24 protein-coding genes are annotated in these 23,708 nt (G+C 62.9%); 6 read left to right on the forward strand and 18 right to left on the reverse strand.

Features of this window, described 5'->3' with window-relative positions; all coding sequences use genetic code 11:
- Positions 1 to 44 precede the first annotated feature (44 nt).
- The 3 genes from metG to NKJ77_RS08650 are packed head-to-tail and all read left to right on the forward strand — an operon-like array spanning position 45 to position 3,196.
- Positions 45 to 1,595 carry a methionine--tRNA ligase gene (metG, locus tag NKJ77_RS08640; protein WP_352534920.1) on the forward strand — a complete coding sequence of 517 codons (1,551 nt, stop codon included), beginning with the start codon at positions 45 to 47 and terminating at the stop codon, positions 1,593 to 1,595.
- Positions 1,595 to 2,383 (forward strand): TatD family hydrolase, encoded by a 789-nt coding sequence (locus NKJ77_RS08645; protein WP_023696113.1) that lies wholly within the window; start codon positions 1,595 to 1,597, stop codon positions 2,381 to 2,383. The genes metG and NKJ77_RS08645 overlap by 1 nt, the downstream gene beginning before the upstream one ends.
- Positions 2,384 to 2,386: 3 nt before the next feature.
- Entirely contained in the window at positions 2,387 to 3,196 is an 810-nt protein-coding gene (locus NKJ77_RS08650; protein ID WP_023688471.1) for an MBL fold metallo-hydrolase, read from the forward strand.
- Positions 3,197 to 3,219: 23 nt separating this feature from the next.
- Here NKJ77_RS08650 and NKJ77_RS08655 read toward each other — a convergent pair whose 3' ends face one another.
- The 10 genes from NKJ77_RS08655 to NKJ77_RS08700 all read right to left on the reverse strand — a co-directional run bounded on the left by NKJ77_RS08655 (position 3,220) and on the right by NKJ77_RS08700 (position 10,618).
- Positions 3,220 to 3,981, reverse strand: a complete 762-nt coding sequence (locus tag NKJ77_RS08655; protein ID WP_352534922.1) for a GNAT family N-acetyltransferase — start codon at positions 3,979 to 3,981, stop codon at positions 3,220 to 3,222.
- Positions 3,982 to 4,321: 340 nt separating this feature from the next.
- Positions 4,322 to 4,651, reverse strand: coding sequence for a hypothetical protein (locus tag NKJ77_RS08660; RefSeq protein ID WP_023668943.1), 330 nt, complete (start codon positions 4,649 to 4,651; stop codon positions 4,322 to 4,324).
- Positions 4,648 to 4,797, reverse strand: a complete 150-nt coding sequence (locus NKJ77_RS08665; protein ID WP_023741235.1) for a hypothetical protein — start codon at positions 4,795 to 4,797, stop codon at positions 4,648 to 4,650. Before NKJ77_RS08665 ends, NKJ77_RS08660 begins: the two co-directional genes overlap by 4 nt.
- Before the next feature lie 41 nt (positions 4,798 to 4,838).
- On the reverse strand, positions 4,839 to 5,750 hold the full coding sequence (locus tag NKJ77_RS08670) for an alpha/beta fold hydrolase (RefSeq protein WP_031195682.1): 912 nt from the start codon (positions 5,748 to 5,750) through the stop codon (positions 4,839 to 4,841).
- 52 nt (positions 5,751 to 5,802) lie between these two features.
- Positions 5,803 to 6,579, reverse strand: a complete 777-nt coding sequence (locus tag NKJ77_RS08675) for a DUF8605 domain-containing protein (RefSeq protein ID WP_050589933.1) — start codon at positions 6,577 to 6,579, stop codon at positions 5,803 to 5,805.
- Positions 6,580 to 6,686: 107 nt separating this feature from the next.
- The gene (locus NKJ77_RS08680) at positions 6,687 to 7,463 is read right to left on the reverse strand and encodes a pyrroline-5-carboxylate reductase (protein WP_023832190.1); all 777 of its coding nucleotides are present in this window, start codon (positions 7,461 to 7,463) and stop codon (positions 6,687 to 6,689) included.
- 23 nt (positions 7,464 to 7,486) lie between these two features.
- The gene (locus NKJ77_RS08685) at positions 7,487 to 8,365 is read right to left on the reverse strand and encodes an aldose 1-epimerase family protein (protein ID WP_023832191.1); all 879 of its coding nucleotides are present in this window, start codon (positions 8,363 to 8,365) and stop codon (positions 7,487 to 7,489) included.
- Positions 8,366 to 8,538: 173 nt separating this feature from the next.
- The gene (locus tag NKJ77_RS08690) at positions 8,539 to 9,255 is read right to left on the reverse strand and encodes a Bax inhibitor-1/YccA family protein (protein ID WP_023832192.1); all 717 of its coding nucleotides are present in this window, start codon (positions 9,253 to 9,255) and stop codon (positions 8,539 to 8,541) included.
- Positions 9,256 to 9,311: 56 nt separating this feature from the next.
- On the reverse strand, positions 9,312 to 10,088 hold the full coding sequence (locus NKJ77_RS08695; protein WP_023832193.1) for an anti-sigma factor family protein: 777 nt from the start codon (positions 10,086 to 10,088) through the stop codon (positions 9,312 to 9,314).
- A complete protein-coding gene (locus NKJ77_RS08700; RefSeq protein WP_023741241.1) occupies positions 10,085 to 10,618 on the reverse strand; it encodes a sigma-70 family RNA polymerase sigma factor in 534 nt (177 codons plus the stop codon). Before NKJ77_RS08700 ends, NKJ77_RS08695 begins: the two co-directional genes overlap by 4 nt.
- A 175-nt stretch (positions 10,619 to 10,793) precedes the next feature.
- On the opposite strand from NKJ77_RS08700, the gene NKJ77_RS08705 reads away from it, so the two are divergent.
- The 3 genes from NKJ77_RS08705 to mazG all read left to right on the forward strand — a co-directional run bounded on the left by NKJ77_RS08705 (position 10,794) and on the right by mazG (position 13,446).
- Positions 10,794 to 11,231 (forward strand): DUF3592 domain-containing protein, encoded by a 438-nt coding sequence (locus tag NKJ77_RS08705; protein ID WP_196813731.1) that lies wholly within the window; start codon positions 10,794 to 10,796, stop codon positions 11,229 to 11,231.
- A gap of 129 nt (positions 11,232 to 11,360) precedes the next feature.
- A complete protein-coding gene (locus tag NKJ77_RS08710; protein ID WP_023741242.1) occupies positions 11,361 to 12,545 on the forward strand; it encodes an amino acid aminotransferase in 1,185 nt (394 codons plus the stop codon).
- Positions 12,546 to 12,621: 76 nt separating this feature from the next.
- Entirely contained in the window at positions 12,622 to 13,446 is an 825-nt protein-coding gene (gene mazG / locus NKJ77_RS08715) for a nucleoside triphosphate pyrophosphohydrolase (RefSeq protein WP_023688462.1), read from the forward strand.
- A gap of 6 nt (positions 13,447 to 13,452) precedes the next feature.
- Here mazG and hflX read toward each other — a convergent pair whose 3' ends face one another.
- The 8 genes from hflX to dusB all read right to left on the reverse strand — a co-directional run bounded on the left by hflX (position 13,453) and on the right by dusB (position 23,601).
- Complete coding sequence (gene hflX, locus NKJ77_RS08720) at positions 13,453 to 14,844, reverse strand: GTPase HflX (protein ID WP_023688461.1); 1,392 nt, start codon at positions 14,842 to 14,844, stop codon at positions 13,453 to 13,455.
- Entirely contained in the window at positions 14,845 to 15,090 is a 246-nt protein-coding gene (gene hfq, locus NKJ77_RS08725; RefSeq protein WP_006202172.1) for an RNA chaperone Hfq, read from the reverse strand.
- Positions 15,091 to 15,235: 145 nt separating this feature from the next.
- Complete coding sequence (locus NKJ77_RS08730; protein ID WP_023710527.1) at positions 15,236 to 16,096, reverse strand: D-amino-acid transaminase; 861 nt, start codon at positions 16,094 to 16,096, stop codon at positions 15,236 to 15,238.
- A 102-nt stretch (positions 16,097 to 16,198) separates the two neighbouring features.
- Positions 16,199 to 17,560: a nitrogen assimilation response regulator NtrX gene (gene ntrX / locus NKJ77_RS08735; RefSeq protein ID WP_023668929.1), complete on the reverse strand. Its 1,362-nt coding sequence runs from the start codon at positions 17,558 to 17,560 to the stop codon at positions 16,199 to 16,201.
- A complete protein-coding gene (locus NKJ77_RS08740) occupies positions 17,550 to 19,838 on the reverse strand; it encodes a sensor histidine kinase NtrY-like (protein WP_023668928.1) in 2,289 nt (762 codons plus the stop codon). The genes ntrX and NKJ77_RS08740 overlap by 11 nt, the downstream gene beginning before the upstream one ends.
- Positions 19,839 to 19,982: 144 nt before the next feature.
- Positions 19,983 to 21,440 (reverse strand): nitrogen regulation protein NR(I), encoded by a 1,458-nt coding sequence (ntrC, locus tag NKJ77_RS08745; RefSeq protein ID WP_023710528.1) that lies wholly within the window; start codon positions 21,438 to 21,440, stop codon positions 19,983 to 19,985.
- Positions 21,437 to 22,582, reverse strand: coding sequence for a two-component system sensor histidine kinase NtrB (locus NKJ77_RS08750; RefSeq protein WP_023668926.1), 1,146 nt, complete (start codon positions 22,580 to 22,582; stop codon positions 21,437 to 21,439). The genes ntrC and NKJ77_RS08750 overlap by 4 nt, the downstream gene beginning before the upstream one ends.
- Positions 22,579 to 23,601, reverse strand: coding sequence for a tRNA dihydrouridine synthase DusB (dusB, locus tag NKJ77_RS08755; protein ID WP_352534927.1), 1,023 nt, complete (start codon positions 23,599 to 23,601; stop codon positions 22,579 to 22,581). The genes NKJ77_RS08750 and dusB overlap by 4 nt, the downstream gene beginning before the upstream one ends.
- Positions 23,602 to 23,708 lie beyond the last annotated feature (107 nt).

Consider the following 23,708-nt stretch of genomic DNA (forward strand, 5'->3'; position numbering starts at 1 on the left):
TATCCACCGCTCACATTCATTCGGCCATTCATGACGGTTAATTCATGTCACGCGACACATTCTACATCACGACACCAATTTTCTATCCGAACGGCAAGCCGCATATCGGCCACGCCTATACGGTCATCGCGACCGACGCGCTGGCCCGCTTCCAGCGCCTGGACGGCAAGGACGTGCTCTTCCTCACCGGCACTGACGAACACGGCCTCAAGATGCAGCAGACGGCCGAGAAGGAAGGCATAACGCCACTCGCGCTTGCCGACCGCAACTCGGCGATCTTCCGTTCGATGACAGAGGTCCTGGGCGGCTCGAATGATGATTACATCCGCACGACGGAACCACGCCACTACGAGTCGTGCCAGGCGATCTGGAAGGCGATGGCGGCCAATGGCGACATCTATCTCGACCGCTACAGTGGCTGGTATTCGGTCCGCCAGGAAGCCTATTTCGAAGAGAGCGAAACCACGCTCGGCGACGACGGCGTGCGCCGCGAGCCGCTTGGCTCGCCGGTCGAATGGAATGAGGAGGAAAGCTACTTCTTCAGGCTTTCCGCCTATCAGGACAAATTGCTTGCGCTGTACGAAAGCCAGCCCGATTTCGTCGGTCCGGCCGAGCGCCGAAATGAGGTGATGAGCTTCGTCAGGTCCGGCCTCAAGGACATCTCGGTCTCGCGCACGACCTTCAATTGGGGCGTGCCGGTGCCGGGCGACGACAAGCATGTGATGTATGTCTGGGTCGATGCCCTGACCAACTACATCACCGCTGCCGGCTATCCCGACACCAAGGCCGAGCAATGGCGCTACTGGCCGGCCACGCACATTATCGGCAAGGACATCGTCCGCTTCCATGCCGTCTACTGGCCGGCTTTCCTGATGTCGGCCGGCATCGAACTGCCGATGCGCGTCTTCGCGCATGGCTTCCTGTTCAACCGCGGCGAGAAAATGTCGAAGTCGGTCGGCAATGTCGTAGACCCCTTCACCATGGTCGAGCATTACGGCCTCGACCAAGTGCGCTATTTCTTCTTGCGTGAGGTGCCATTCGGCCAGGACGGCAGCTACAGCCATGACGCGATCGTCAACCGCACAAATGCCGATCTCGCCAACGGTCTCGGCAATCTGGCGCAGCGCTCGCTGTCGATGATCGCCAAGAACTGCGGCGGCGTGGTGCCGCATCGCGGCGAGCTGACCGAAGCCGACAGCGCGATCCTCGACCAGGCGGTGGAAGCGCTGGGTACCGCGCGCCAGGCGATGTCGGAACAGGGCATCCATCTCGCGTTGGCGGCGATCTTCGGCGTTGTGGCGGAAGCGGATCGCTACTTCGCCTCGCAGGCGCCCTGGGCGCTGAAGAAGACCGATCCGGCGCGCATGGAAACAGTGCTGTGGACGACCGCCGAACTGGTGCGGCGCGTGGCATTGCTGTGCCAGCCCTACATTCCGGGGTCGGCCGGCAAGCTGCTGGACCTGCTGGCGGTGCCGGCGGACAAGCGTGACTTCGCGCATGTCCATGCCGACTATGCGCTGGTGCCCGGCACGGCGCTGCCCGCGCCGGAGGGCGTGTTTCCGCGTTATGTCGAAAACCCTGAGGCGAGCGCCTGATGCTCGTCGACAGCCATTGCCATCTCGACTTTCCGGATTTCACCGAGGAGCGGGCGGCCATCGTCGCCCGCGCCAAGGCTGCCGGTATAGGTCACATGGTGACCATCTCGACGCGCGTGAAGCGGTTTGCGCAAGTGCTTGAGATTGCCGAGAGTTTCGACGAAATCTATTGCTCGGTCGGCACTCATCCTCACAATGCCGGCGAAGAGCTGGATGTGACGGCTGAGGACCTTGTGCGCCTGTCCGCGCACCCGAAGGTGGTGGCGATCGGCGAGGCCGGGCTCGACTATTTTTACGACAAGGCGCCACGCGATGCGCAGGCGCAGGGTTTTCGCACTCATATAGCAGCTGCGCGCGAGACCGGGCTGCCGCTGGTGATCCATTCGCGCGATGCCGATGACGACATGGCTGCCATCCTCGAAGACGAAACAGGGAAGGGCGCCTTCCCCTTCATCCTGCATTGTTTTTCGTCGGGGCGACGGCTGGCAGAGGTCGGCGTGGCGCTTGGTGGCTATGTGTCCTTCTCGGGCATACTGACCTTCAAGAACTCCGCCGATTTACGCGCCATCGCAGCCGATGTGCCGCATGACCGGCTGCTGGTCGAGACCGACGCACCGTATCTGGCGCCGGTGCCGTTCCGCGGCAAACGCAACGAGCCGGCCTATATCGCGCATACAGCCAAGGTGCTGGCGGAGACGGTCGGCGTTGGCGAAGCCGAGATCGCGACGCTGACGACGGCGAACTTCTTCCGGCTGTTCGGCAAGATGCCGCGGCCCGCCGGGCTCTGACGCATGAGCGACCGGCTGCGCCTCACCATCCTCGGCTGCGGCTCGTCACCTGGCACGCCGCGCATCACCGGCGATTGGGGCAATTGCGACCCGGCCAATCCGAAAAACCGGCGTACACGCTCAGCCGCGCTCGTCGAGCGGATAGCAGCCAACGGCGCCAGAACCACGGTCGTCATCGACACCGGGCCTGATTTCCGTGAGCAGATGCTGATGGCGGCCGTCCGGCGCATCGACGCCGTCGTCTATACGCATCCGCACGCCGACCACATCCACGGCATCGACGATCTGCGCGGCTACGTGCTGGAGCAGCGCCATTTGATCGATGTCCATGCCGACCAGCCGACCATGCTCAGGCTGCGCGAAGCGTTCGGCTATTGCTTCGAGACGCCGTTTGGCAGTTCCTATCCGCCGATCGTCAGGCCGCACATCATCGATCACGCAAGGGCGGTGACGATCGAAGGCGAGGGCGGTGCCCTCACCCTCGAGCCGCTGCCGCAGATCCATGGCGACATCATTTCGCTCGGCTTCCGCATCGGCGGGCTGGCCTACTGCCCCGATATAAGCGACTTCCCGGATGCCACCGCCGAGCGGCTGCGCGGCCTGGAAATGCTGGTCATCGATGCCTTGCAGTACCATACCCATCCCAGTCATCTGTCGCTCGGTCAGGCGCTTGGCTGGATTGAAAAACTGGCGCCGAAACAGGCCGTGCTGACGCATATGCATGTGCCGCTCGACTATGCCACGGTGAAGGCCGAGGTGCCGGCCAACGTCACTCCGGCCTATGACGGCATGGTGATCGAAATTCCTTTATGAGACAGCATGATACGAGCAGATCTTTATAAGGACGTTCGGTTCTTCGGCGCGAAGATCAGCAGCGTTCCAATCCGCTCATAGCCCATGCGGGGATAAAGCAGCGCTCCGGCACGAGTCGCCAACAGCATCGAGCACCGCGACCCATGCGCTTTGTCGTCATGCAGCATTTTGGCCATCAGCGCCTGGCCGATGCCTCGACGCCGGTGCGAAGGCTCGACAAACATTGCCGAGCACCATGTGGCGCCGAGGGCGTCTATGCTGCGCACACGCCCGACGATGGCGTCGCCATCGAGCGCCACATACTGGCGAAACGGCGCATCGTCGCCGAGTTGATCGTCTGGAAGTGACCGCCTGCGTATGACCTTTCCCAGTTGTGCAGCGCGTTCAGCCGTCCTCACGCGTTCGATAGAGACGATTGCTGGCGGGTCTGGAATTTGGCGCAGCGACTGGATGAAAAAGCCTTCCGTCCGCAGCAGCCGGTAGCCGAGCGCCTTGTAGGCCGTTCGCGTTGGTTCGTCCGGGCCGTCATTCGCGATCACGACCGAAACGGCAAAGCCCGGCCGCGCATGCTGCCGCACGATGGCATCGGCTTCCTCGGCGGCGACGTCATGGACGATCCATTCTTCGCCACGGTAGTCGCGTGCATTCTTGCGCTCGGCATCGCGCATCAGCCACAAGGGTCCGACGCGGCTGGCTTCGTATGGAAAGGTGCGGCTCTTGTCGGTGCTGAAGCCGTGCACGAACACTTTGATCGCCGCTTCGATGTCACGCTTTCCTGTCGTCATCGACACAGCGTAGCGTTGGCCAACGGCTCAAGGCAACACGCGTCGATCATGCCAAACCCGTGAAAATCGCAGCAATTTCCAGCTTCAGTCTAATGCACAAGTTCCATAATCTATCTTATGCGACTTTTCATAGTGGCTGCTGCTTCCATTAGGGGCGTGCCAATATACGCCCTGCTGACTGAGATGCAGGCCGGCGGCTCGGATTGCTTGGCGGGAGGAACGTTGACGAAGCAGTGGCGAAATGAGTTGGCGTGGTCTTCATTTCTCAAGGGATGGCGCCTTTCGCAAAGGCCTCGACTTCCTGCTCGACCGGCCCGCGCCGGGATAACGAACAGGAGCGTCATCCCGAAAAGCTTTCCAGGAGGCCGCTGAAGGCTGCTGCGATTGCAACAAGATGGAAGACGCCAAGGGCCAGCCATCTGGAGCCGCCGGCGCCCGCAACAAATGCCCCATAGGCAGGAAACTGCAGCGCAGCCAATCCGATGGAAAGGCTGGTGATCGTTGTGTTGGTCAAAAGCGTTGCCAGCATGGGGACCGGATAGAGAAGTCGCGCCAGCACATAGTCGCCATGCCCGGCCCCGGCCGAATAGAGCGCCAGGAAAAAGGCGACCGGCGTGACGCCGAGGCCGACAAGGAACCCTGCCCGCGAGGAGAATTTTGGCGACGTCATCTGGCCATGGCCATGGCGGCCGGTGGGTCGCGGTCGTCAGGCGCGAGCTTGGACGAAGTGACAAGCAGCTTCTCCTGATCGGCCCGCGACTTCGGCTCGATCGCGATTTGCAGCAGAGGCCAGGGCGCGGCAGACTTTTCCATCATGACGCCATGGTTGCAGATCGATCGGATGACCGCAACGGTGTCTACGCCCGGCCGCCCGTCCCTTTCGCTTCCTGACTGTGGACGCGCGCCAGAAAATCGCGCACCAGCGGAAGTGCCTCATCGAAATGCGTTTCGAGCAACCAGTGGCCGGCGCCATCGATCAGATGAAGCTCCGCTTCCCGCAAATCGCGCTGGTAGGCATGCGCCGATTGTGCCGGCATGTAACCATCCTCGGGGCCCCAGACGATGAGCGTTTGCGGTTGGTGCTCGCGCAGATAGCTCTGATAGCGCGGGAACCAGCCGAGGTTCGCCTCCAGCTTCTCCATCAGGCCGACCGCGAGTCGCCGGCGGATCGGCGTGTCCATCAAAGGCCAGTGGAGTTTCCAAAGATCGGGAGGCACGCGCTCGGCTACAGCGTAATCCACCTCTCCGACGAACTCGTGCCGGAACCCCTCCTCGCTCACCGCCTCTTCCAACGGCCGGTGCTTTTCGGGCGTCTTTTCCGTCCAATAGGCTTTTATCCCAGCGTATTTCGGCCCGAGAACATCCTCGTATATATCGCCGTTCTGGATGATGAGTGCCGCGATGCGCTCGGGATGTGCGATGGCGTGGCGCAGTCCGATCTGTGAGCCATAATCGTGCAGCCAGAGAGCATAGCGCGACGTGCCGAGCGCATCGGCGAAAGCTGTCAGAAACTCGGCATAGGCATCGAAATCATAGCCAAAAACCAACATCTCGGGCGTGGCGCTATAGCCAAAGCCGGGAAAGTCCGGCGCGAATGTATGCCAGCGATCGGCAAGTGCCGGCATCAACCGTCGGAATTGATAGGACGAGCACGGATAGCCGTGCGGCAGGAGAAGGACGGGAGCATCAGGCGGGCCGTCTTCGCGATAGAAGATGCTGTTTCCGTCAATGTCGATCCGGCGATGTTGCAATTCTACCTCCTTGCTCAAAGCTTGCCCGCCACTTTGTTTACGGTGCTCCGGCAAGAAGGTTCCTTTGAAGTCAGGGCGTGACGGCTTCCGGCTCTCCATTCCCCGACAGGATCTGCAGCGTTCCGCGCGTGGCGTTGCGGAACGCATCGTCGAAACTGACGCCACGTACCTGCCAGCGATAGTCCTTATCCTTGAAGCTGAGCCGCCAGTCGCCGACCCAGCCCAGCGCTTCCTGGCGCCATACCAAAGTGCCGGCAAGCAGGGCATCGCCATCCAGCGTGTTGGCCACGTCGGCGAGCGCGACGTCGGACGGCCGAGGCAACTCCAGCGGCAAACCGGTCCGGTGCGCCGCGTCCGCCAGCGCAACGCGCATATCCGCCGCAAGCTCGCCGCCGCCATCGCGCACCAGCGTGAAGCCGTCGCCTTTCATCGGCCTTACATCCAGCAGTGCGACGATTTTTGGCCGCGGCACCGCCCACGGTTTGCGCCCGAGCGACGCCAGCAAGGCATCGATCTTGTCCGGGTCGAAATCGGCGGTGATGTAATGCGGCCGGTCGTGGGTGCCCTGCTCGTCATGCGGCGGGCGGTTGTTGAGCAGGTCGCGGTAGCCGACACCAGTGACATAGTCGGCCGCGTGCCGGCTCATGTCCGCAACACGCGGGTCGCCGATCAGCCGCGGGTCGCCGGAAACCTTGACCAGCACCTCTTCAAGGCACGGCGCCAGGCCCCACGCCCGGTTCTCCTCGCCAGTGCCGCTGGTCACCGATTGCGCGCGGTAGAGGCTGGCGCGGTCGATGTCGGCGGCAGCGACCGGAAAGACAATCAGCACAGCCAGCGCCGCTGCCACAAAGCCCAATTTCAAGCATCCAGGCACCCGCCGACCCTCCCGAAACGGTCCGGAACATCCGTTGGAGCCATACTCCTGATCATCAGGGAATTTCAAGGTACCGCCCATCAAGGCGTATCGCCGACGATGCGCCGGTGTACGCCGTCCAGGCTCTCGGTAAGCGCCTCGAACACGTTTCGCGCCGTCAGTTCGCGAAGAACCTGTTCGTTGATGCCGCCGCGCGTCGCATAGTCCTGCGCCGGATTCATGAAGTCGGCATCCGGCGACATATCAGGAGCGCTTCCCAAGGCTTTGAAAAGCGAGGCGATGTAATCGCGCCCCTTCCCTTCCTCCACGCCATTCCTCTTGAGCCAGCTGTTAATCGTATCGAGATATCTAAAGTAGCTGGCATAGGTTGCGGTGGCCACGCTCAACGCGTTGAATTCGGCTGAGTTCTCGACCTCGATCGCTTTCCCCAGATTGCCGAACAAGGCAGCGACAGTGGCATCCGGCGGGCAGATGATCGTTGCCCCCAGCCGGTGGGCAATCATCGGCATGGGCAGCGCTTTCGTCACCTGGTGCGCTGGTGCGGTCAAGCCGGCAATCTCCTCGCGCGGCAGCGTGGCGATCAAGCTGATGAGGTGATGCTCGCGCCGAAACCGCAAACCCGGCAGGACGTCATGCGCAATTTGCGGCCGGACAGCCAGCATGACTAGGTCGCATTGATCGAGAACCGCCTGATTGTCATCAGCGATACGCACATCCGGATAACGGGCTGCCAGCTCTGCGGCGATCTCTTCATTGCGCGGCGACAGCAGCACGGAGACGGAGTTATCCGCGACGGATTTGAGCCCGCTGACAATGGCCGCTGTAAGGGCACCCGTGCCGATGAAGCCAAGTTTCATCGCGCCTGTCTCTGGTTCATCGGTCACAGCGGCGCATGGTCGAGCCGTACCTGATAGCTCAGCACGCGCTTTTCACCGGGCGCGATCAGCATCACGCCCGGCTTGTCCGCGAACTCGCCTTCGAAATCCACGGGGCTGGCAAGCCCGTGCCAGGGTTCAATGCACAGGAACGGAGCGCCGCCCGGCTTCGACCAGATGCCCAGTTCCTTAAAACCCTGCCACGACATCTCGATCGCCGCACCGTTCGCGGCGGCATAGCGCACGCTGGTGCTGGCCGGCCGGTCGAGGATCACGGCGTCTGCCTCGAACAGCTGTTCGGAAAGCGCCAGCGTTTTGCCTTCGATGGGCGTCGGCCGCGGTGCAGCCAGCACCAGGCCATCCTTCAGCCGGCGGATCGGCGCCGGCTCGTCCTGGGCAAAGGTCAGGTGGTAGTCGGTCTTGGCGAGCCCCGGCTGCAATGGCCAATTGAAAGCCGGATGTGCACCGATGGAGGCTGGCAGCGTCTCGTCGCCGGTGTTGGCAATCTCGAAGCTCACACCAAGTTCCCGACGCTCGAGCGTATAGGTGATGGCAAGGCGAAAGGCGAACGGATAGCGCGTGCGTGTATCGGCATCGTCGGTCAACACCAGCGTGCAGGATCGGGGGCTCGCGTCAGCCCACACAAATGGCTTGTCGCGCGCAAAGCCGTGCTGCATCAGGGGATAGACCTGGCCCCCATGGCGGAGCTGGTCGCCCTTCAGCCGGCCGACGATCGGAAACAGCACCGGCGAATGCCGCCGCCATTCCGGCCCGGCCTGCCACAAAAACTCCGGACCCTCGGCATTGCGCAAGGAGATGAGCTCGGCCCCCTGCCCGACAATGGTTGCCGAGATGCCGTCGCAGTGAAGCGTCACTTGTTCCATGCGTTCTCGCGGAAAGCTGCGTGCGAGCGGCAGGTTAGCAAAAGCCCGCATGGACTCAAGGGCGCAGCGACATCGCGCTGACAGAGGAGCGATGTCTCCACGCCAAACGACAGTGGCCGGAGATTCTCCTCCGGCCACTGCGAGATCGAGATTGTTGCCTTGCTACGGTTCGACTATTCGCGCTCGCCGGTGAAATTCAGCAACAGCTGGAAGATGTTGACGAAGTTCAGGTACAGCGACAGCGCGCCGAAAACGGCGAGCTTCTGCTGCGATTCCGCGTCGAAATTCCCCGCATACTGTTCCTTGATCGTCTGCGTGTCCCAGGCGGTCAGGCCGACAAAGACGGCAATGCCGATCACCGAGATGGCGAACTGCAGCGCGGTCGAGCCAAGGAAGATGTTGACGACGCTGGCGATCACCACACCGATCAGGCCCATGATCAGGAAGGACGAGAACTGGGTCAGGTCGCGCTTGGTCGTGTAGCCGTAGAGGCTGGTGGCGCCGAACATGGTGGCGGTGATGAAGAAGGTGCGCGCGATGCTGGTGCCTGTGAAGACCAGGAACACCGAAGCCAGCGACAGCCCCATCACCGCGCAGAAGGCCCAGAACATCGCCTGGGCGCTCGCCGCCGACATCGTCTGCATCTTGAACGAGAACAGCAGCACGAAGGCGAGCGGCGCCAGCATCACCACCCATTTCAGCGGGCTGGAAAAGATCGGCACGTAGAGGGCCGGCGTCGAAGCGACCACCATGGCGACGATGCCGGTGACGACGAGGCCGATGCCCATGTAGTTATAGACACGCAGCATGTGGCTGCGCAGGCCCTCGTCATAGACGGCGCCGGCGCGCGCGCCAGTGCCCATGCGGTATCCGAGGTCAGGGGTATTCATTGCGGGTTCTCCTTATGTGGTCTCAGTAAAGCGTCTTGAGCAGTAAAGTGTCCTGATCAGTAAAGTGTCTTGGCAAGCGTCTCGGCGGCGCGGTCGAGGTCGTGGACATCGCTGCGCGCGACGACCGCGTACGCGACCTCGCCGATCTGGAAATAGGCCGAGGAGATATCGCCCGAGAGCGCGATGGCAGGCTTGACGACGTCGAAGGTTCCGGGGCGGATCGCAAACAGCGAGACCAGCCCCATATCCTTCGTCTCCAGCGCCACCTCGACGCTCGGCCCGAAGCGCGACGGATAGATCTGCACGTCGCGAACCTTCCAGTCCTTGGGCAGCGATGGCATGACGATTGCGGTGGCGGCGCGGATTTCGTCGCCATTGTAGTTGGGCGCCTCCAGTTGCGAGGGCATCGCCTCGCGCATGAGCGTCGTCTTGTGCGCCCGGATCGCTTCTTCGACATAGGCGGGCGGCGGCGGCGAGGCCACCACTTTGGTCACCAGCAGCGGTCCGAAGAGGCCGTTCGCCAGCCAGCCGGCAGCGACAAAGACGGCGACCGCGGCCGCCCGCTGCAGCACGGCGAAGACGCGGCGACTGGCCAGTCCCCTGCCCAGCCGGCGCGCGACTTCAGTCGTCGCCGGCCGCGCCATTCCTGTGGAAGCAGCCAGCGCCAGGCGCAGTTCGTCGCGCGTCCTCAAGTCGGACATCACCCGCGCCGCAGCCTCCGGACGAACCGAGAGGAACGCCTCGACCTCGATGCGGCGCGCGACATCCAGCTGGTCGTCGACATAAGAATCGAGATCGGTATCGGTCACCGGGTCCCGCAACAGGTCGGTCATGACGGGTCTCCCACGATCCTCAGATGGCTTTTGGCCGGCGAAGGTGCAGCGTTTTCCATCTCGCGCAGTGCTGCGCGCGCCCTGCCGATGCGCGACATCAGCGTGCCCAGCGGCACCTCGCTGGCGTCGGCGGCCTGCTGGTAGGAAAGGCCCTCGATGGCGACCAGATGCAGCGCCGAACGCTGCTGCTCCGGCAGACTGAAAAAGGCCTCGCGCACCTGCGCCAGTCGCACGGAATGTTCCTGAGGCGCCGGGGTGCTGGCATCGGTGAGATAGCCGGCCTGCTCGACACGCGCTGCTTCCGACCGGCGCGAGCGCATCTTGTCGATGAAAGCGTTGTGGACGATCGACAGCAACCATGCCCGCAGATTGCCGCCCGAGCGGAATGTGTCGCGCCGCTCGTAGGCGCGCACCAGCGCATCGTGCACCAGATCCTCGGCGTCAGTGCCGTCGCGCGTCAGCGAGCGTGCGTAGCGCCTGAGCGAACCCAGCTGTCCGACAATATCGAAGCGTGGCATCGACCGTTTCATGCCCCGTTTACGAAACAGGCGGGGATCTTAATCCATCGCCACCAAAACTTTTTTGCGTCGCCACAATAGGCATCATGCAATCAGAAGTCCGCTGCGCACTTACCCATCTCCCGTGCGGCAGATGTTTGCTTTATGGATGAAGTCTAGCCTTATCCGTCTGTCCCAGGAGCAAAAGATGGCCAATGGTAGTCGTGTAACGGGTTTTGCAGCGTTGCCGGTCGTCGGCAGGGTGTTCATCATCTTTGGCATTGTCGGACTGATCGCTTCCGGCGTGCTGGCCATCGTCGAGATGTACGGCCCTCGTACCGCTTCGGCGACAGGCAGGATTGTCGCCGCCGAATACAATCCCCGCATCGAGTTCTCGACCGCCGACGGCACCGTCATCCGCTTCAACAATGCCGTCCACAGCTCGTTCTGGGGTGATGGCGACAGCGTCCCTGTCGCTTACGACCCAACCAATCCGCAAAATGCCTCCGTCGACAGCTTCGCCGGACGCTGGTTCCTTGCCGGGCTGGCCGGCATGCTCGGCGGTTTCTCCCTGCTGACCGGCATCGGTCTCGCCGTGATTGGACGGGTGCTTATCCGGCGGATTGGAATGAACCCGTCGCCATAGCCGCCGACCCCTGCCGTACAGACAAAGCTTGGCGTAACGGTCCAGTAAGCTAGCGGACTGGCGCAGATGGAAGCACTGGCGAAACGCGGCCGCTTTGCGTATTACTCCGCCGCCATTGGAGCCGTATTGATGTTCGAGACCCTGCAACCTGCCCCGGCTGACAAGATCATCGCCTTGATCGGCCTCTATCGCGCCGATCCGCGCCCCGGCAAGATCGATCTCGGCGTCGGCGTCTACAAGGACCGCGACGGCAGGACGCCGGTCATGCGCGCCCTGCGCGAGTCCGAGAAGAGGTTGCTGCAGGACCAGGACACCAAGACCTATCTCGGCCTTGCCGGCGACACCGGCTTCAACACGGCGATGGTCAAGCTGGCCTTCGGCCCCGCCGCCGACATGACGCGCATCCGCGCCGCGCAAGCGCCGGGCGGTTCGGGCGCGCTGCGGCTGGTGGCGGAGCTGTTGAAGCGGACCCGCCCCGACGCAACCGTCTGGCTGTCGGACCCGACATGGCCGAACCACCCGCCGGTGATGCGCGGGGCCGGCCTCAAGGTGCGCGATTATCCCTATTTCGATGCCGCTTCCGGCGCGGTGCGCTTCGACGACATGCTGGCAACGCTTGGCGCAGCCGAGCCCGGCGATATCGTGCTGCTGCATGGCTGCTGCCATAACCCGACCGGCGCCAATCTCGATATCGCGCAATGGGCCAGCGTCGCCGATCTTGTCGTCGAGCGCGGGCTGTTGCCCTTTGTCGACATTGCCTATCAGGGCTTTGGCGAAGGCCTCGACGCCGATGCCGCCGGCTTGCGCCTTCTCGCGGCCAAGGTGCCTGAAATGGTCGTTGCCTCGAGCTGCTCGAAGAACTTTGCCGTCTACCGCGACCGCGTCGGCGCGGCGATGATCCTGGCGAAGGATAGCGCGCAAGCCGATGTCGCGATGAGCCAGATGCTGGCGGCGGCGCGCGCCATGTATTCGATGCCGCCGGACCACGGCGCCGCCGCCGTGCGCATGGTGCTGGCAGATGATGGCCTTCGCGCCGACTGGGAGGCGGAGCTGGAGGAGATGCGGCTGCGCATGCTGAGGCTGCGGGTGCAGTTCGCCGACGCGCTGCGCCGGCAGTCCAACTCCGACCGCTTCGACTTCATCGCCAGCCATCGCGGCATGTTTTCCAGGCTTGGCCTGACCGAGGCGCAAGTCGAGCGGCTGCGTGCCGAGTATGGCGTCTACATGGTCGGCGACAGCCGCATCAACGTCGCCGGCCTGCCCGAGGACGGCATGGATGACCTCGCCAAGGCGGTTGTGTCGGTACTCGGCTGAAGCTCGCTGTGGACAATCTCCCCTTTCCGGCTGACGCCGTTGGCCGCACGACAGGCAGCGGGATAGCATTCGCCGCATGAAACCTTCGCGCGACATTTCCCGGCTGATCGAGATCATGGCGGCGCTCAGGGCGCCGAAGACCGGTTGTCCCTGGGACATCGAGCAGGATTTCTCGACCATCGCACCCTATACGATCGAGGAAGCCTACGAGGTGGCAGACGCCATTGCGCGCGGCGATCTCGACGATCTGCGCGACGAATTAGGCGATCTCCTGCTGCAGGTCGTCTACCACGCGCAGATGGCTGAGGAAGCCGGCGATTTTGCCTTCGGTGATGTGGTCGAGGCCATCACCACCAAGATGATCCGGCGCCATCCGCATGTCTTCGGCGACGAGAAGGCGCGCAGCGCCGGCATGGCAAAGGGCATGTGGGAAAAGATCAAGGCTGAGGAAAAAGCCGAAAAGCGAAGTGCGCGCCTCGCCCGCGGCCTCGACCCCGAAGACCATGGCAAGGGTTTCCTGGACAGCGTGCCCGTCGCCCTGCCCGCTTTGACTCGTGCGCTGAAGCTGCAGGAAAAGGCAGCGCGTGTCGGTTTCGACTGGAGCGAGGCAGCACCCATCCTCGACAAGATCGAGGAAGAGATCGGCGAGCTGCGCGAGGCACTGGCTAAGGGCGAAACGGCTGAGATCAAGGACGAATTCGGCGACATGCTGTTTGCCGTCGTCAATCTGGGGCGTCACCTCAAGCTCGATTCGGAAGCGGCGCTTAGCGGCACCAACGAAAAGTTCCGCTCGCGCTTCCACTATGTCGAGCGCGCGATCGATGCATCGGGAAGCACGCTCGAAAAAGCCACGCTGGACGAGATGGAAGTGCTCTGGCAGCAGGCCAAGGGCGTGAAATAATCAGGCTTACTGCCTGTTTTTGCGGTGCAATCGGCTTTCGATCTCTTGCCGGGCGGTGTGCGTGGCCTTGAGTGCGATGGTCGCGCTGCCATCCTCATTGTCTACCCGCGAAACGACGTCGCCATTGCGGTATAGCCAGTCGACAAGGCCGAACTGCGGCGGTTCGATCGTCACCGTCAATTCCTCGAGTTCGCCCGACATCCTGGTCTCGATCAGCGCCTTCAGCGCATCGATGCCTTCGCCGGTGACCGCCGAGATGGCGATCGGCGGCGCCTTGTTGGCGTCAGTGCCGTCGGCGAGCAGGCGCTCCCGGTTGCCGTCGTCGAGAAGGTCGACCTTGTTCCACACTTCGACGACGCGCTTGGCATCGCCGGCATCGACGCCGAGATCGGCGAGAATGCGCTCGACGTCCTCGGCTTGCGCTGCGGTATCCGGATCCGAAATATCGCGCAGGTGGATGACCAGATCGGCCTCGACGACCTCTTCCAGCGTGGCGCGGAAGGCGGCGACCAGATGCGTCGGCAGGTCCGAAATGAAGCCGACTGTGTCCGACAGGATGATCGGCGTGCCGTGCGGCAGGCGCACGCGGCGCAGCGTCGGGTCGAGCGTTGCAAACAGCATGTCTTCGGCCAGCACGTCGGCCCCGGTCAGCCGGTTGAACAGCGTCGACTTTCCGGCATTGGTGTAGCCGACAATCGCCACCACCGGGAACGGCACCTTCTTGCGCTTGGCGCGGTGCAGGTCGCGGGTGCGGCGCACCGTTTCCAGCTCATGCTTGAGCTTGATGATTTTTTCCTGCAGCTGCCGCCGGTCCGACTCGATCTGGGTTTCGCCGGGGCCGCCGAGGAAGCCGGCTCCGCCGCGCTGGCGTTCAAGGTGGGTCCAGCTCCGCACCAGGCGGCCCTTCTGGTAGTTGAGATGGGCAAGTTCGACCTGCAGCGTGCCCTCCTTGGTCCGCGCGCGCTCGCCAAAAATCTCCAGGATCAATCCGGTGCGGTCGAGCACCTTGGCATTCATTTCTTTTTCGAGATTGCGCTGCTGCACCGGCGTCAGCGGATGGTCGACGATGACCACCTCCGCGTGACCCTCTTTGACGATCTCGGCGAATTCCGCGACCTTGCCGCTGCCGAGCAAGGTTGCCGGGCGTGGATCGTTGACGGTGACCACCGCCGTGTGGATCAGATCCAGGTTGATGGCGCGGGCAAGGCCGACAGCTTCGTCGTGGCGCGCATCCGCCGAACGCGTCAGCCGTGGACGGTTCGTTTCGTCATCGTTGCGCTGATGCCGGGTAAGCACCGGCACAATGACAACCGCCCGGGTCGGACCTGTGGCTTCCGTCCCGGAATTATGTGCTGGTTTCCCGCGGACGCCGCGGTCCGCGTCTTTTTCACGTGCCAATCAGGCGCCCTGGCTTTCCTCGCCATCGAACATCTGAACCGGCTGGCTCGGCATGATCGTGGAAATGGCATGCTTGTAGACGAGCTGGGAGTGGCCGTCACGGCGCAGCAGAACACAAAAATTGTCGAAGGAAGTGACCACGCCGGTCAGCTTGACGCCGTTGATGAGAAAGATGGTGAGTGGATTTTTGCTCTTGCGAACAGAATTCAGGAACAGGTCCTGAAGGTTTTGCGATCGTTCCGCCATTGTTCTTGTCTTTCGCCGATCCCCTTCGGTTTGCAGGCTAATGCGCCAAATTAGCGGGCACATGTCAAGCTTGCAAACACCCCCTTGCCGTCAGTAGCGACAAGCAGAACGAGATATATTGATGTGCAGTCCGTCTGTGCGGTTATCAGGCTGGACTTTTTTCCGCAACGTCAAAAAAGGCTTGCCGCAATGAAAGTGTTATCGAACCGGGGTGCCCATTGGCGACCGCGGCACCGTCGATTGCCACGACCGGCATGGCGATTGTCGTTGCCGAACTGATGAAAGCTTCTCGCGCAGCCTTGGCTTCAGTGACTGAAAAACCGCGCTCCTCGATCGTCAACCCGAGCTTTGCCGCCACTTCGAACATGGTCGTGCGGGTGATGCCGCGCAGGATGCCATGCTCCGCCGGCCGGGTGACCAGAACGCCGTCCCTTGTAACGATCCAGGCGTTGGACGAGCCGCCCTCCTTGACGTTGCCATCGGTGTCGACGAACCAGGCCTCCTGGGCGCCGGCCTCCTTGGCCTTCTGCTTGGCCAGTACGTTGGGCAGCAGGCCGGTGCTCTTGATGTCGACCCGGTCCCAACGGTTTTCCGGCACGGTGATGACCTTGATGCCCGCCTCGGCTCGCTTGGCGGCCGCCGCCGGGTCGGCCTTTCTGGCCGTAATCACCAGCGATGACGGTGTATCGGCGGGGAAAACGAAGTCGCGGCTGGCAACACCGCGCGTAACCTGGACATAGACCAGGCCGTTGACGACGTGGTTGCGCCGGACGATTTCGCGCAGAAGAAGCGGCAGCACACCCCTGGTGACCGGCCAGTCGATCGACAATTCGCTAAGGGAGCGGCTCAGCCGGGCAAGATGGCGCGGCATGTCGACGATAAAGCCCTGCGCCACCTCGCAGACCTCGTAGACGCCGTCGGCGAATTGATAGCCGCGATCCTCGATATGCACGGCAGCGTCGGCATGGGCGACATAGCGCCCGTTCACATAGGCAATGCGCGGCATGGGTTATCCCTCAGAACAGTCTCGCTATTTCTAGGCGATTCCGCCGCTGCCGTAACCGGCAATTGCACGGGCCACGGCCCGCTGGACCAACAACAATGGGGATCAGACCCCCAGCGACTTCAGTTTCCGGTGCAGCGCCGAGCGCTCCATGCCGATGAATTCCGCCGTCTTCGAGATGTTGCCGCCGAAACGGTTGATCTGGGCGATCAGATAGTCCTTCTCGAACTGTTCGCGCGCCTCGCGCAGCGGCAGCGCCATGATGTGCTGGTCGGACTGGTTCGGCGTGCGCGGCATGACATCGCCGATCTCCGACGGCAACAGGTCGGCGGTGATCGGCGCATCGATATCGTCGCCACGCGCCAGGATCATCAGCCGTTCGACATTGTTGCGCAGCTGGCGGACATTGCCCGGCCAGTTGTGCGCCTGCAGCACGGCAAGCGCATCGTCGCCGATGCGGCGCGGCTTGATGCCGGCCTGGCGAGCGATCTGCTTCATGAAATTGTCGACGAGATAGGGAATGTCCTCTCGCCGCTCGGCCAGGCCCGGCACCATGACCGGAACCACCGCCAGGCGGTGATAGAGGTCTTCGCGAAAACGGCCGTCGGCGATCATCGCCTCCAGGTTCTGCGAGGTCGAGGAGATGATGCGGACGTCGACCTTGACCCGCTTGGTGCCGCCGACCCGCTCGAACTGCTGTTCGACCAGCACGCGCAAAATCTTGTTCTGCGTCTCGCGCGGCATGTCGGCCACTTCGTCGATGTAGAGAATGCCGCGGTGCGCCTCTTCAAGCGCGCCGACCTTGCGCTCGGTGCCGTTCGATTCGGTACCGAACAGCTCGATCTCCATGCGCTCGGGCGTGATGTTGGCCGCGCTCAGCGTCACGAAGGGCGCGCCCTTGCGCGTCGACAGCGTGTGGATGGCGCGCGCGGCGAGCTCCTTGCCCGAGCCGGACGGACCGATGATCATGACGCGGCTGTTGGTCGGCGCCACGCGCTCGATGGTCTGGCGCAGCTGGCTCATCGCCGACGACATGCCGATCAGGTCGAAGGTTTCGCCGCTGCGCTGCTTGAGGTCGGACACCTCGCGCCGCAATTTCGAGGTTTCGAGCGCCCGCTCGGCGATCAGGATCAGCCTGTCGGCCTTGAACGGCTTCTCGATGAAATCATAGGCGCCGCGGCGGATGGCCGACACCGCTGTCTCGATATTGCCGTGGCCGGAGATCATCACCACCGGCAGGCTCGGATGCATCGTCTTGATCTCGTCGAGCAGCGCCAGCCCGTCGAGGCGCGAGCCCTGCAACCAGATGTCGAGGAAAATCAGCCGCGGCGCCCGGTCGGCGATTGCCGCGAGCGCGCTGTCGGCATCGAATGCCGTGCGGGTTTCATGCCCTTCGTCGCTCAATATGCCCGCGACGAGTTCACGGATGTCTTCCTCGTCATCGACGATGAGAATATCAGACGCCATTACCGACCTTTTCAGTTTCTCGTTCGTGTTCCGTTTCGCCTTGACCGCGTGGCGGCGCGGTTGCGGCAGCTGGCGGCAGGATGATCGAGATCATCGCGCCGCGTCCACCGTGGAAATCCGCGGGCGCATCGTGCAATTCGAGCCGCCCGCCATGGTCCTCCACGATCTTCTTGACGATGGCGAGACCGAGCCCGGTGCCCTTCTCGCGCGTCGTCATGTAGGGCTCGAGCAGCCTTTGGCGGTTCTCGCGCGGCAAGCCTTTGCCATTGTCGATGACGTCGATTCTGATCGCGCCATTCTGCCGGGCAGCTTGAATCCGGATTATGCCGTGCGAACCGTCCTTTTGTTCCAGCCCGTCAATCGCCTCGGCCGCGTTCTTGATGACGTTGCCGAAAGCCTGCGCCATCAATCGGCTATCGAACGTGCCCTTGAGCGGTTCGTTGCCGAACACGCGTTCGAAAGCGATGTCGGCGCGGCTGACTTCGACCAGGAACGACGCCTCGCGCAGCGATTCGCGCAGATCGATGGCTTTCATCTCGGGCTTGGGCATGCGGGCGAAAGCCGAGAACTCGTCGACCATGCGGCCGATATCCTCGACCTGCCGGATGATCGTGTCGGTGCACTGGTCGAAAATCTCGCGGTCCTCGGTGATGACCTTGCCGAAGCGTCGCTTGATGCGCTCGGCCGAGAGCTGGATCGGCGTCAGCGGGTTCTTGATTTCATGTGCGATGCGCCGCGCCACATCCGCCCAGGCCGACGAGCGCTGTGCCTGGACGAGATCGGTGATGTCGTCGACCGTCACGACGTAGGATTTCTCCTCCTCGCCGTCGTCGCCGGCCTCGATGGTGATCTGCACGTTGAAGGTACGCTCGGCGCCGGTGCGATAGAAGGTGACCTGCTCGCGATAGACCGGCTTGCCGGATTTGCGGCCGATCTCGAAGACGCGCCCGACATGCGGTAGCACGGCGGACAGGTTCTGCCCCAGCGCCGCCGTGGCCGATATGGCCAGCATCGTTTCGGCCGATTTGTTGACGATGGAGACGATGCCGTAGGGATCGACGCCGATGACGCCGGCGGTGACGCCGGCCAGCACCGCTTCCGAGAAACGACGCCGTTCGTCGATCAAATCCTTGGCCGACAGGATCTCGTTGCGCTGCGATTTAAGCTCCAGCAGCATCTTGTTGAACGTATCGCCAAGCGAGGCGACATCGCCGTCGGAAGGCCGTACCGGAACGGCGACATCGAGATTGCCGGTCGCAACCTCGTCAGCCGCGCCGATGAGTTGACGGATGGGCCGCACCAGACGGTCGGCCACCGCTATGCCGGTCCAGATGGCCGACAGGATGATGATCAGCGTCAGTGACAGATAGGGCAGCGCGAACGCCACCTGCGACGTCCGCCTGTTGTCTTCCAGGCCGCGATATTCGGCGGTGTTGGACTGGACGATCGCCCTCGCCTTGATCACTTCGGGGTCGACCAGGCGATTGGTGTAGAGGTAGAGGCCTTCGATCTCCCGCAGCTTGATGATGGCGCCCATGATGTTGCGCGTCTTCGGCTCGATCAGCACCGGTTTGCCGTCGGCCGCGGCGCTGACCGCGCCCTCCGGCGGTGGCGGCATAGAGAAATCCGCATCGGTCTTCGCGCTCATGACAAAGGAGCCGTCTTCCCTGACCAGCGCCGCATGCACCAGGCTCCTGCCCACGGCTTCCTTGTTCATCAGGTCGAGAAAGCCGGTTCGATCGAGGCCGTAAAGCGTGCGCGAGGCGTCGAGATCGTAGGCCATCGACAGCGTCGTGCCCTGAAGATTGCGAGCGTTTTCCTGCACATAGGCGTCGGCGATCGACAGCGACGAGTTGACGATCGCCTTGGTGCGGATTTCGAACCAGCGGTCGAGGCCGATATCGAGCGTGATCGAGGCAATGATGGCCACCATGATGGCGGGGATGGCCGCGACCAGCGCAAACATCGTCACGATGCGCACATGCAGCCGTGACGCCGCCTTGCCGTGCCGGCGCGCCATGGTGATGCGATGCACCTCGCGGCCGACCAGGGCGATCAGCGCCAGCACAAATAAGGCGTTGGCCGCAATCAGCGTCAGCGTTGTGTTTGCGTCTGGCGTGATCGGCGTGGCGCCGACAAGAATCGCAAACGAGATTGCCGCCGTAACCAGCGCGCCGGCAATTGCCACAACGCCGGGCAACGCAAGCAGCCGCCGTCCATCCCTCTGGCCGGGTCTGCTGAAAAGCGGTTCGTTTGATGTCAGAGCTTGCGAAGCCATGTCGCCGTCTAAGAGCCAGTGATTGCGTCGGATGTATGCAACGCATTGTGGCGATTATGCAACAAGTGTGGCCGTGACGGAAATCTTTCGGCCGCCGATCCCCTGAAAAGGGGATGACCCCACGTCACTTCGGGCGGTAGGCGCTCATGATCTCGACGATTTGTAGACGTTGACGCCCAGCTCGCGAATCTTCTTGCGCAGCGTGTTGCGGTTCAAGCCGAGCAACTCGGCGGCCTTGATCTGGTTGCCGCGCGTTGCCGTCATGGAAGCCAGCACCAGCGGATATTCGACCTCGGACAGGATGCGCTGATAGAGACCTGCCGGCGGCAATTCGCCGGCGAAAGAGGCGAAATAGCGCTGCAGGAAGTGCTCCACCGCCTGGCCGATGGACAGATCGTCCGGGATCAAATTGCCGCCGCCGGGAACGACCGGCCTTTCGCCTGTCTTCAGTTCGGCCTCGATGATCTCGGCTGATATTTCGTCCTGCGAATAGAGCGCCGCAAGCCGGCGCACCAGGTTTTCCAGCTCGCGCACGTTTCCCGGCCACGGATAGCGCTTCATCAATTCGATGCCGCCGGTCGAAATGCGCTTGGTCTGCAAGCCTTCGCTGGCGCCGATCTTGAAGAAATGCCGCACCAGATCGGGAATGTCTTCCGATCTCTCACGCAAGCCAGGCAGCCGAAGCGGCACGACATTCAGGCGATAGAACAGATCCTCGCGGAAAAGCCCCTGGTTGATCAGCGTGCGCAGATCCTTGTTGGTGGCGGCGACGATGCGCACATCGGTCTTGATCGGGGTGCGCCCGCCGACAGTGGTGTATTCGCCTTGCTGCAGCACGCGCAGCAGCCGCGTCTGCGCCTCCATCGGCATGTCGCCGATCTCGTCGAGGAACAGCGTGCCGCCCTCGGCCTGCTCGAAGCGGCCTGTCGAGCGGTTCTGTGCGCCGGTGAAGGCACCCTTCTCATGACCGAACAGTTCCGATTCGATGAGGTCGCGCGGGATTGCCGCCATGTTGATGGCGACGAACGGGCCGCCTCGGCGGCGGCCATATTCGTGCAGCGCGCGCGCCACCAATTCCTTGCCGGTGCCGGACTCGCCCGAGATCATCACCGTCAGATCCGTCTGCATCATGCGCGCCAGCATGCGGTAGATGTCCTGCATGGCGGCCGAGCGGCCGACCAGCGGCATGGCGTCAGGCTGTTCTTCCGGTCGCGTATCGATCTTCGGTCGGCGCGGCTCTGACAGCGCCCGGTTGACGATGTTGAGCAGCTCGGTTAGGTCGAACGGCTTCGGCAGATACTCGTAAGCACCTGTTTCGGAAGCACGAATCGCCGTCATGAAAGTGTTTTGCGCGCTCATCACGATGACCGGCAGCTCGGGCCGCGCCTTCTTGATGCGCGGCAGCATGTCGAAGGCATTTTCATCAGGCATCACCACGTCGGTGATCACCAGATCGCCCTCGCCCGCCGCCACCCAGCGCCACAGCGTCGAGGCGTTGGAGGTCACGCGCACCTCATGGCCGACGCGCGACAGCGCCTGATTGAGCACGGTGCGGATGGCCGCATCGTCGTCGGCGACGAGAATATTGCCGCGAACCGTCATTTGCGGTCTCCTTCGCCTTCATCATCGGCAGTGTCGATGGGTGTTTCTTTCCAGGCCGGCATCAGGATTCGGAAGGTGGTGCCGCGCGGCGTCGAATCGCATTCGATGATGCCGCCATGCTCGCCGACGATTTTCGCCACCAGCGCCAGGCCGAGCCCCGAGCCGTTCGGCTTGGTGGTGATGAACGGATCGAACAGGATCGGCAGAATGTCTTCCGAAACGCCCGAACCATTGTCGCGCACGCAGAATTCAAGCGGCAGCGACACGCGGTCCTGGGTTCCGGGAACGGACACGCGGATGCCCGGCCTGAACGCGGTCGACAGCACGATCTCCCCCTGTGGGTCGCCGCCGATGGCCTCGGCGGCGTTCTTGACCAGGTTGAGGAACACCTGGATCAGTTGGTCGCGGTTGGCGAAAACCGGAGGCAATGATGGATCATAGTCCTCCATTATCCTGATTCTCTTGGCAAAACCGTTCTTCGCGATTGCCTTCACATGGTCCAGCACGACATGGATGTTGACGGGATAGCGGTCAATCGGCCGCTCGTCGGAAAACACTTCCATGCGGTCGACCAGGGAGACGATACGATCGGTCTCGTCGGTGATGAGGCGGGTCAGCGCGCGATCCTCGTCGGACGCCGAGAGTTCGAGCAGCTGTGCGGCGCCACGAATGCCGGACAGCGGGTTCTTGATCTCATGCGCCAGCATGGCGGCAAGGCCGGTGACCGAACGCGCGGCACCCCTGTGTGTCATCTGGCGGTCGATCTTGTCGGCCATCGAGCGTTCCTGGAACATCACCACGATCGAGCCTGGGAATTCCGGCACCGGCGCGACATAGAGATCAACGACCTTCTCGATGCCGAGACGCGGCGACGACACGTCGACACGGTATTCGTTGACCGGCGCACGGCGCTCGCGCACCTGGTCGACCAGCTGCAACAGCGGGCTGCCGAACGGGATCAGCTTGGAGAGTGTGTTGCGGGCAAGCATGTTGGCACTTGAGCGGAAGAAGTCTTCCGCATCGGCATTGGCGTAGGTGATGAACCCGTCCGGATCGACCATGATGACGGGACGGCGGATGGTGTTCAGCACTATACTGGCGGCATCCGCCATGTCGGAGCTCGGTGTGACGGTGGCGTTCATGCGGCGCTCCGCAAGGGCGTGGCTTCGCCGGAAAACACCTCATGCAGCAAGGCAATGACGCGGGCGGGTTCGAAAGAGGTGAGGATGGCTTTCCGCCGCTCATCGGAAACGCCAGCAGCGTGGCGGTCGAGATACCAGCCGAGATGCTTGCGCGCCTGGCGCAAGCCGCTTTCGACGCCGTAAAGCGTCAGCATGTCCTCGTAGTGGGAAACGATGTAGTCGGCCATGGCTTGCGGGCTTTCCGGCACGCCGGAGAGCGGGTCGCCCGCAGCCTTCGCCGCAATGCGGCCCGCCGTCCATGGCGCGCCATAATGGGCACGACCGATCATCACCGCGTCGGCGCCCGACTGTTCAAGGATTTCGGCGGCCTCCGCGGGCGAGCCCACATCGCCGTTGGCGACCACCGGGATCGAGACGGCGTCCTTGATGCGGGCGATGGCGCCCCAATCGGCCTTGCCTTGATAAAACTGGCAGCGCGTGCGCCCATGCACGGTCACCATTTTAACACCGGCCTCTTCGGCGCGGCGCGCCAAAACGGGTGCATTGAGCGCATTGTCGTCCCAGCCGAGCCGCATCTTGACCGTGACCGGCACCTGGACCGCGCCGATCACCGCTTCGATCAGCGACAGCGCGTGGTCGAGATCGCGCATCAGCGCCGAGCCGGCATAGCCGCCGGTCACCTTCTTGGCCGGGCAGCCCATATTGATGTCGATGATGTCGGCGCCCTCGCCGGCAGCGATGCGCGCGCCCTCGGCCATGTGCTCGGCCTCGCGGCCGGCAAGCTGAACCATATGGACGGGCAGCCCGGAATGACGGATGCGCAGGTCGCATCCGACCCTGCCCTTGGCAAGCTCGCCGCTCGCCACCATTTCCGACACGACTAGGCCCGCGCCATGCGCGTAGGCGCGCTGCCGGAACGGCTCGTCCGTTATTCCCGACATGGGCGCGAGGAAGACGCGGTTGCGGATCGTCACGCCGCCAACGTCGAGCGGCGAAGCCAATTTTGTCACTTCAGGCATGCACAAAAACCAAGCATATCGGATTGCTGCACATTCTCTAGCCATAAGAAAGGCATTGTGCAACGCGCAATGACGTCACATTGCGGCGCATTTGGGAAAATGCTGGC

Origin of the sequence: Mesorhizobium sp. M0052 (genome assembly GCF_040323255.1) — a bacterium.
In the GTDB taxonomy this organism is placed as follows: Bacteria; Pseudomonadota; Alphaproteobacteria; order Rhizobiales; family Rhizobiaceae; genus Mesorhizobium.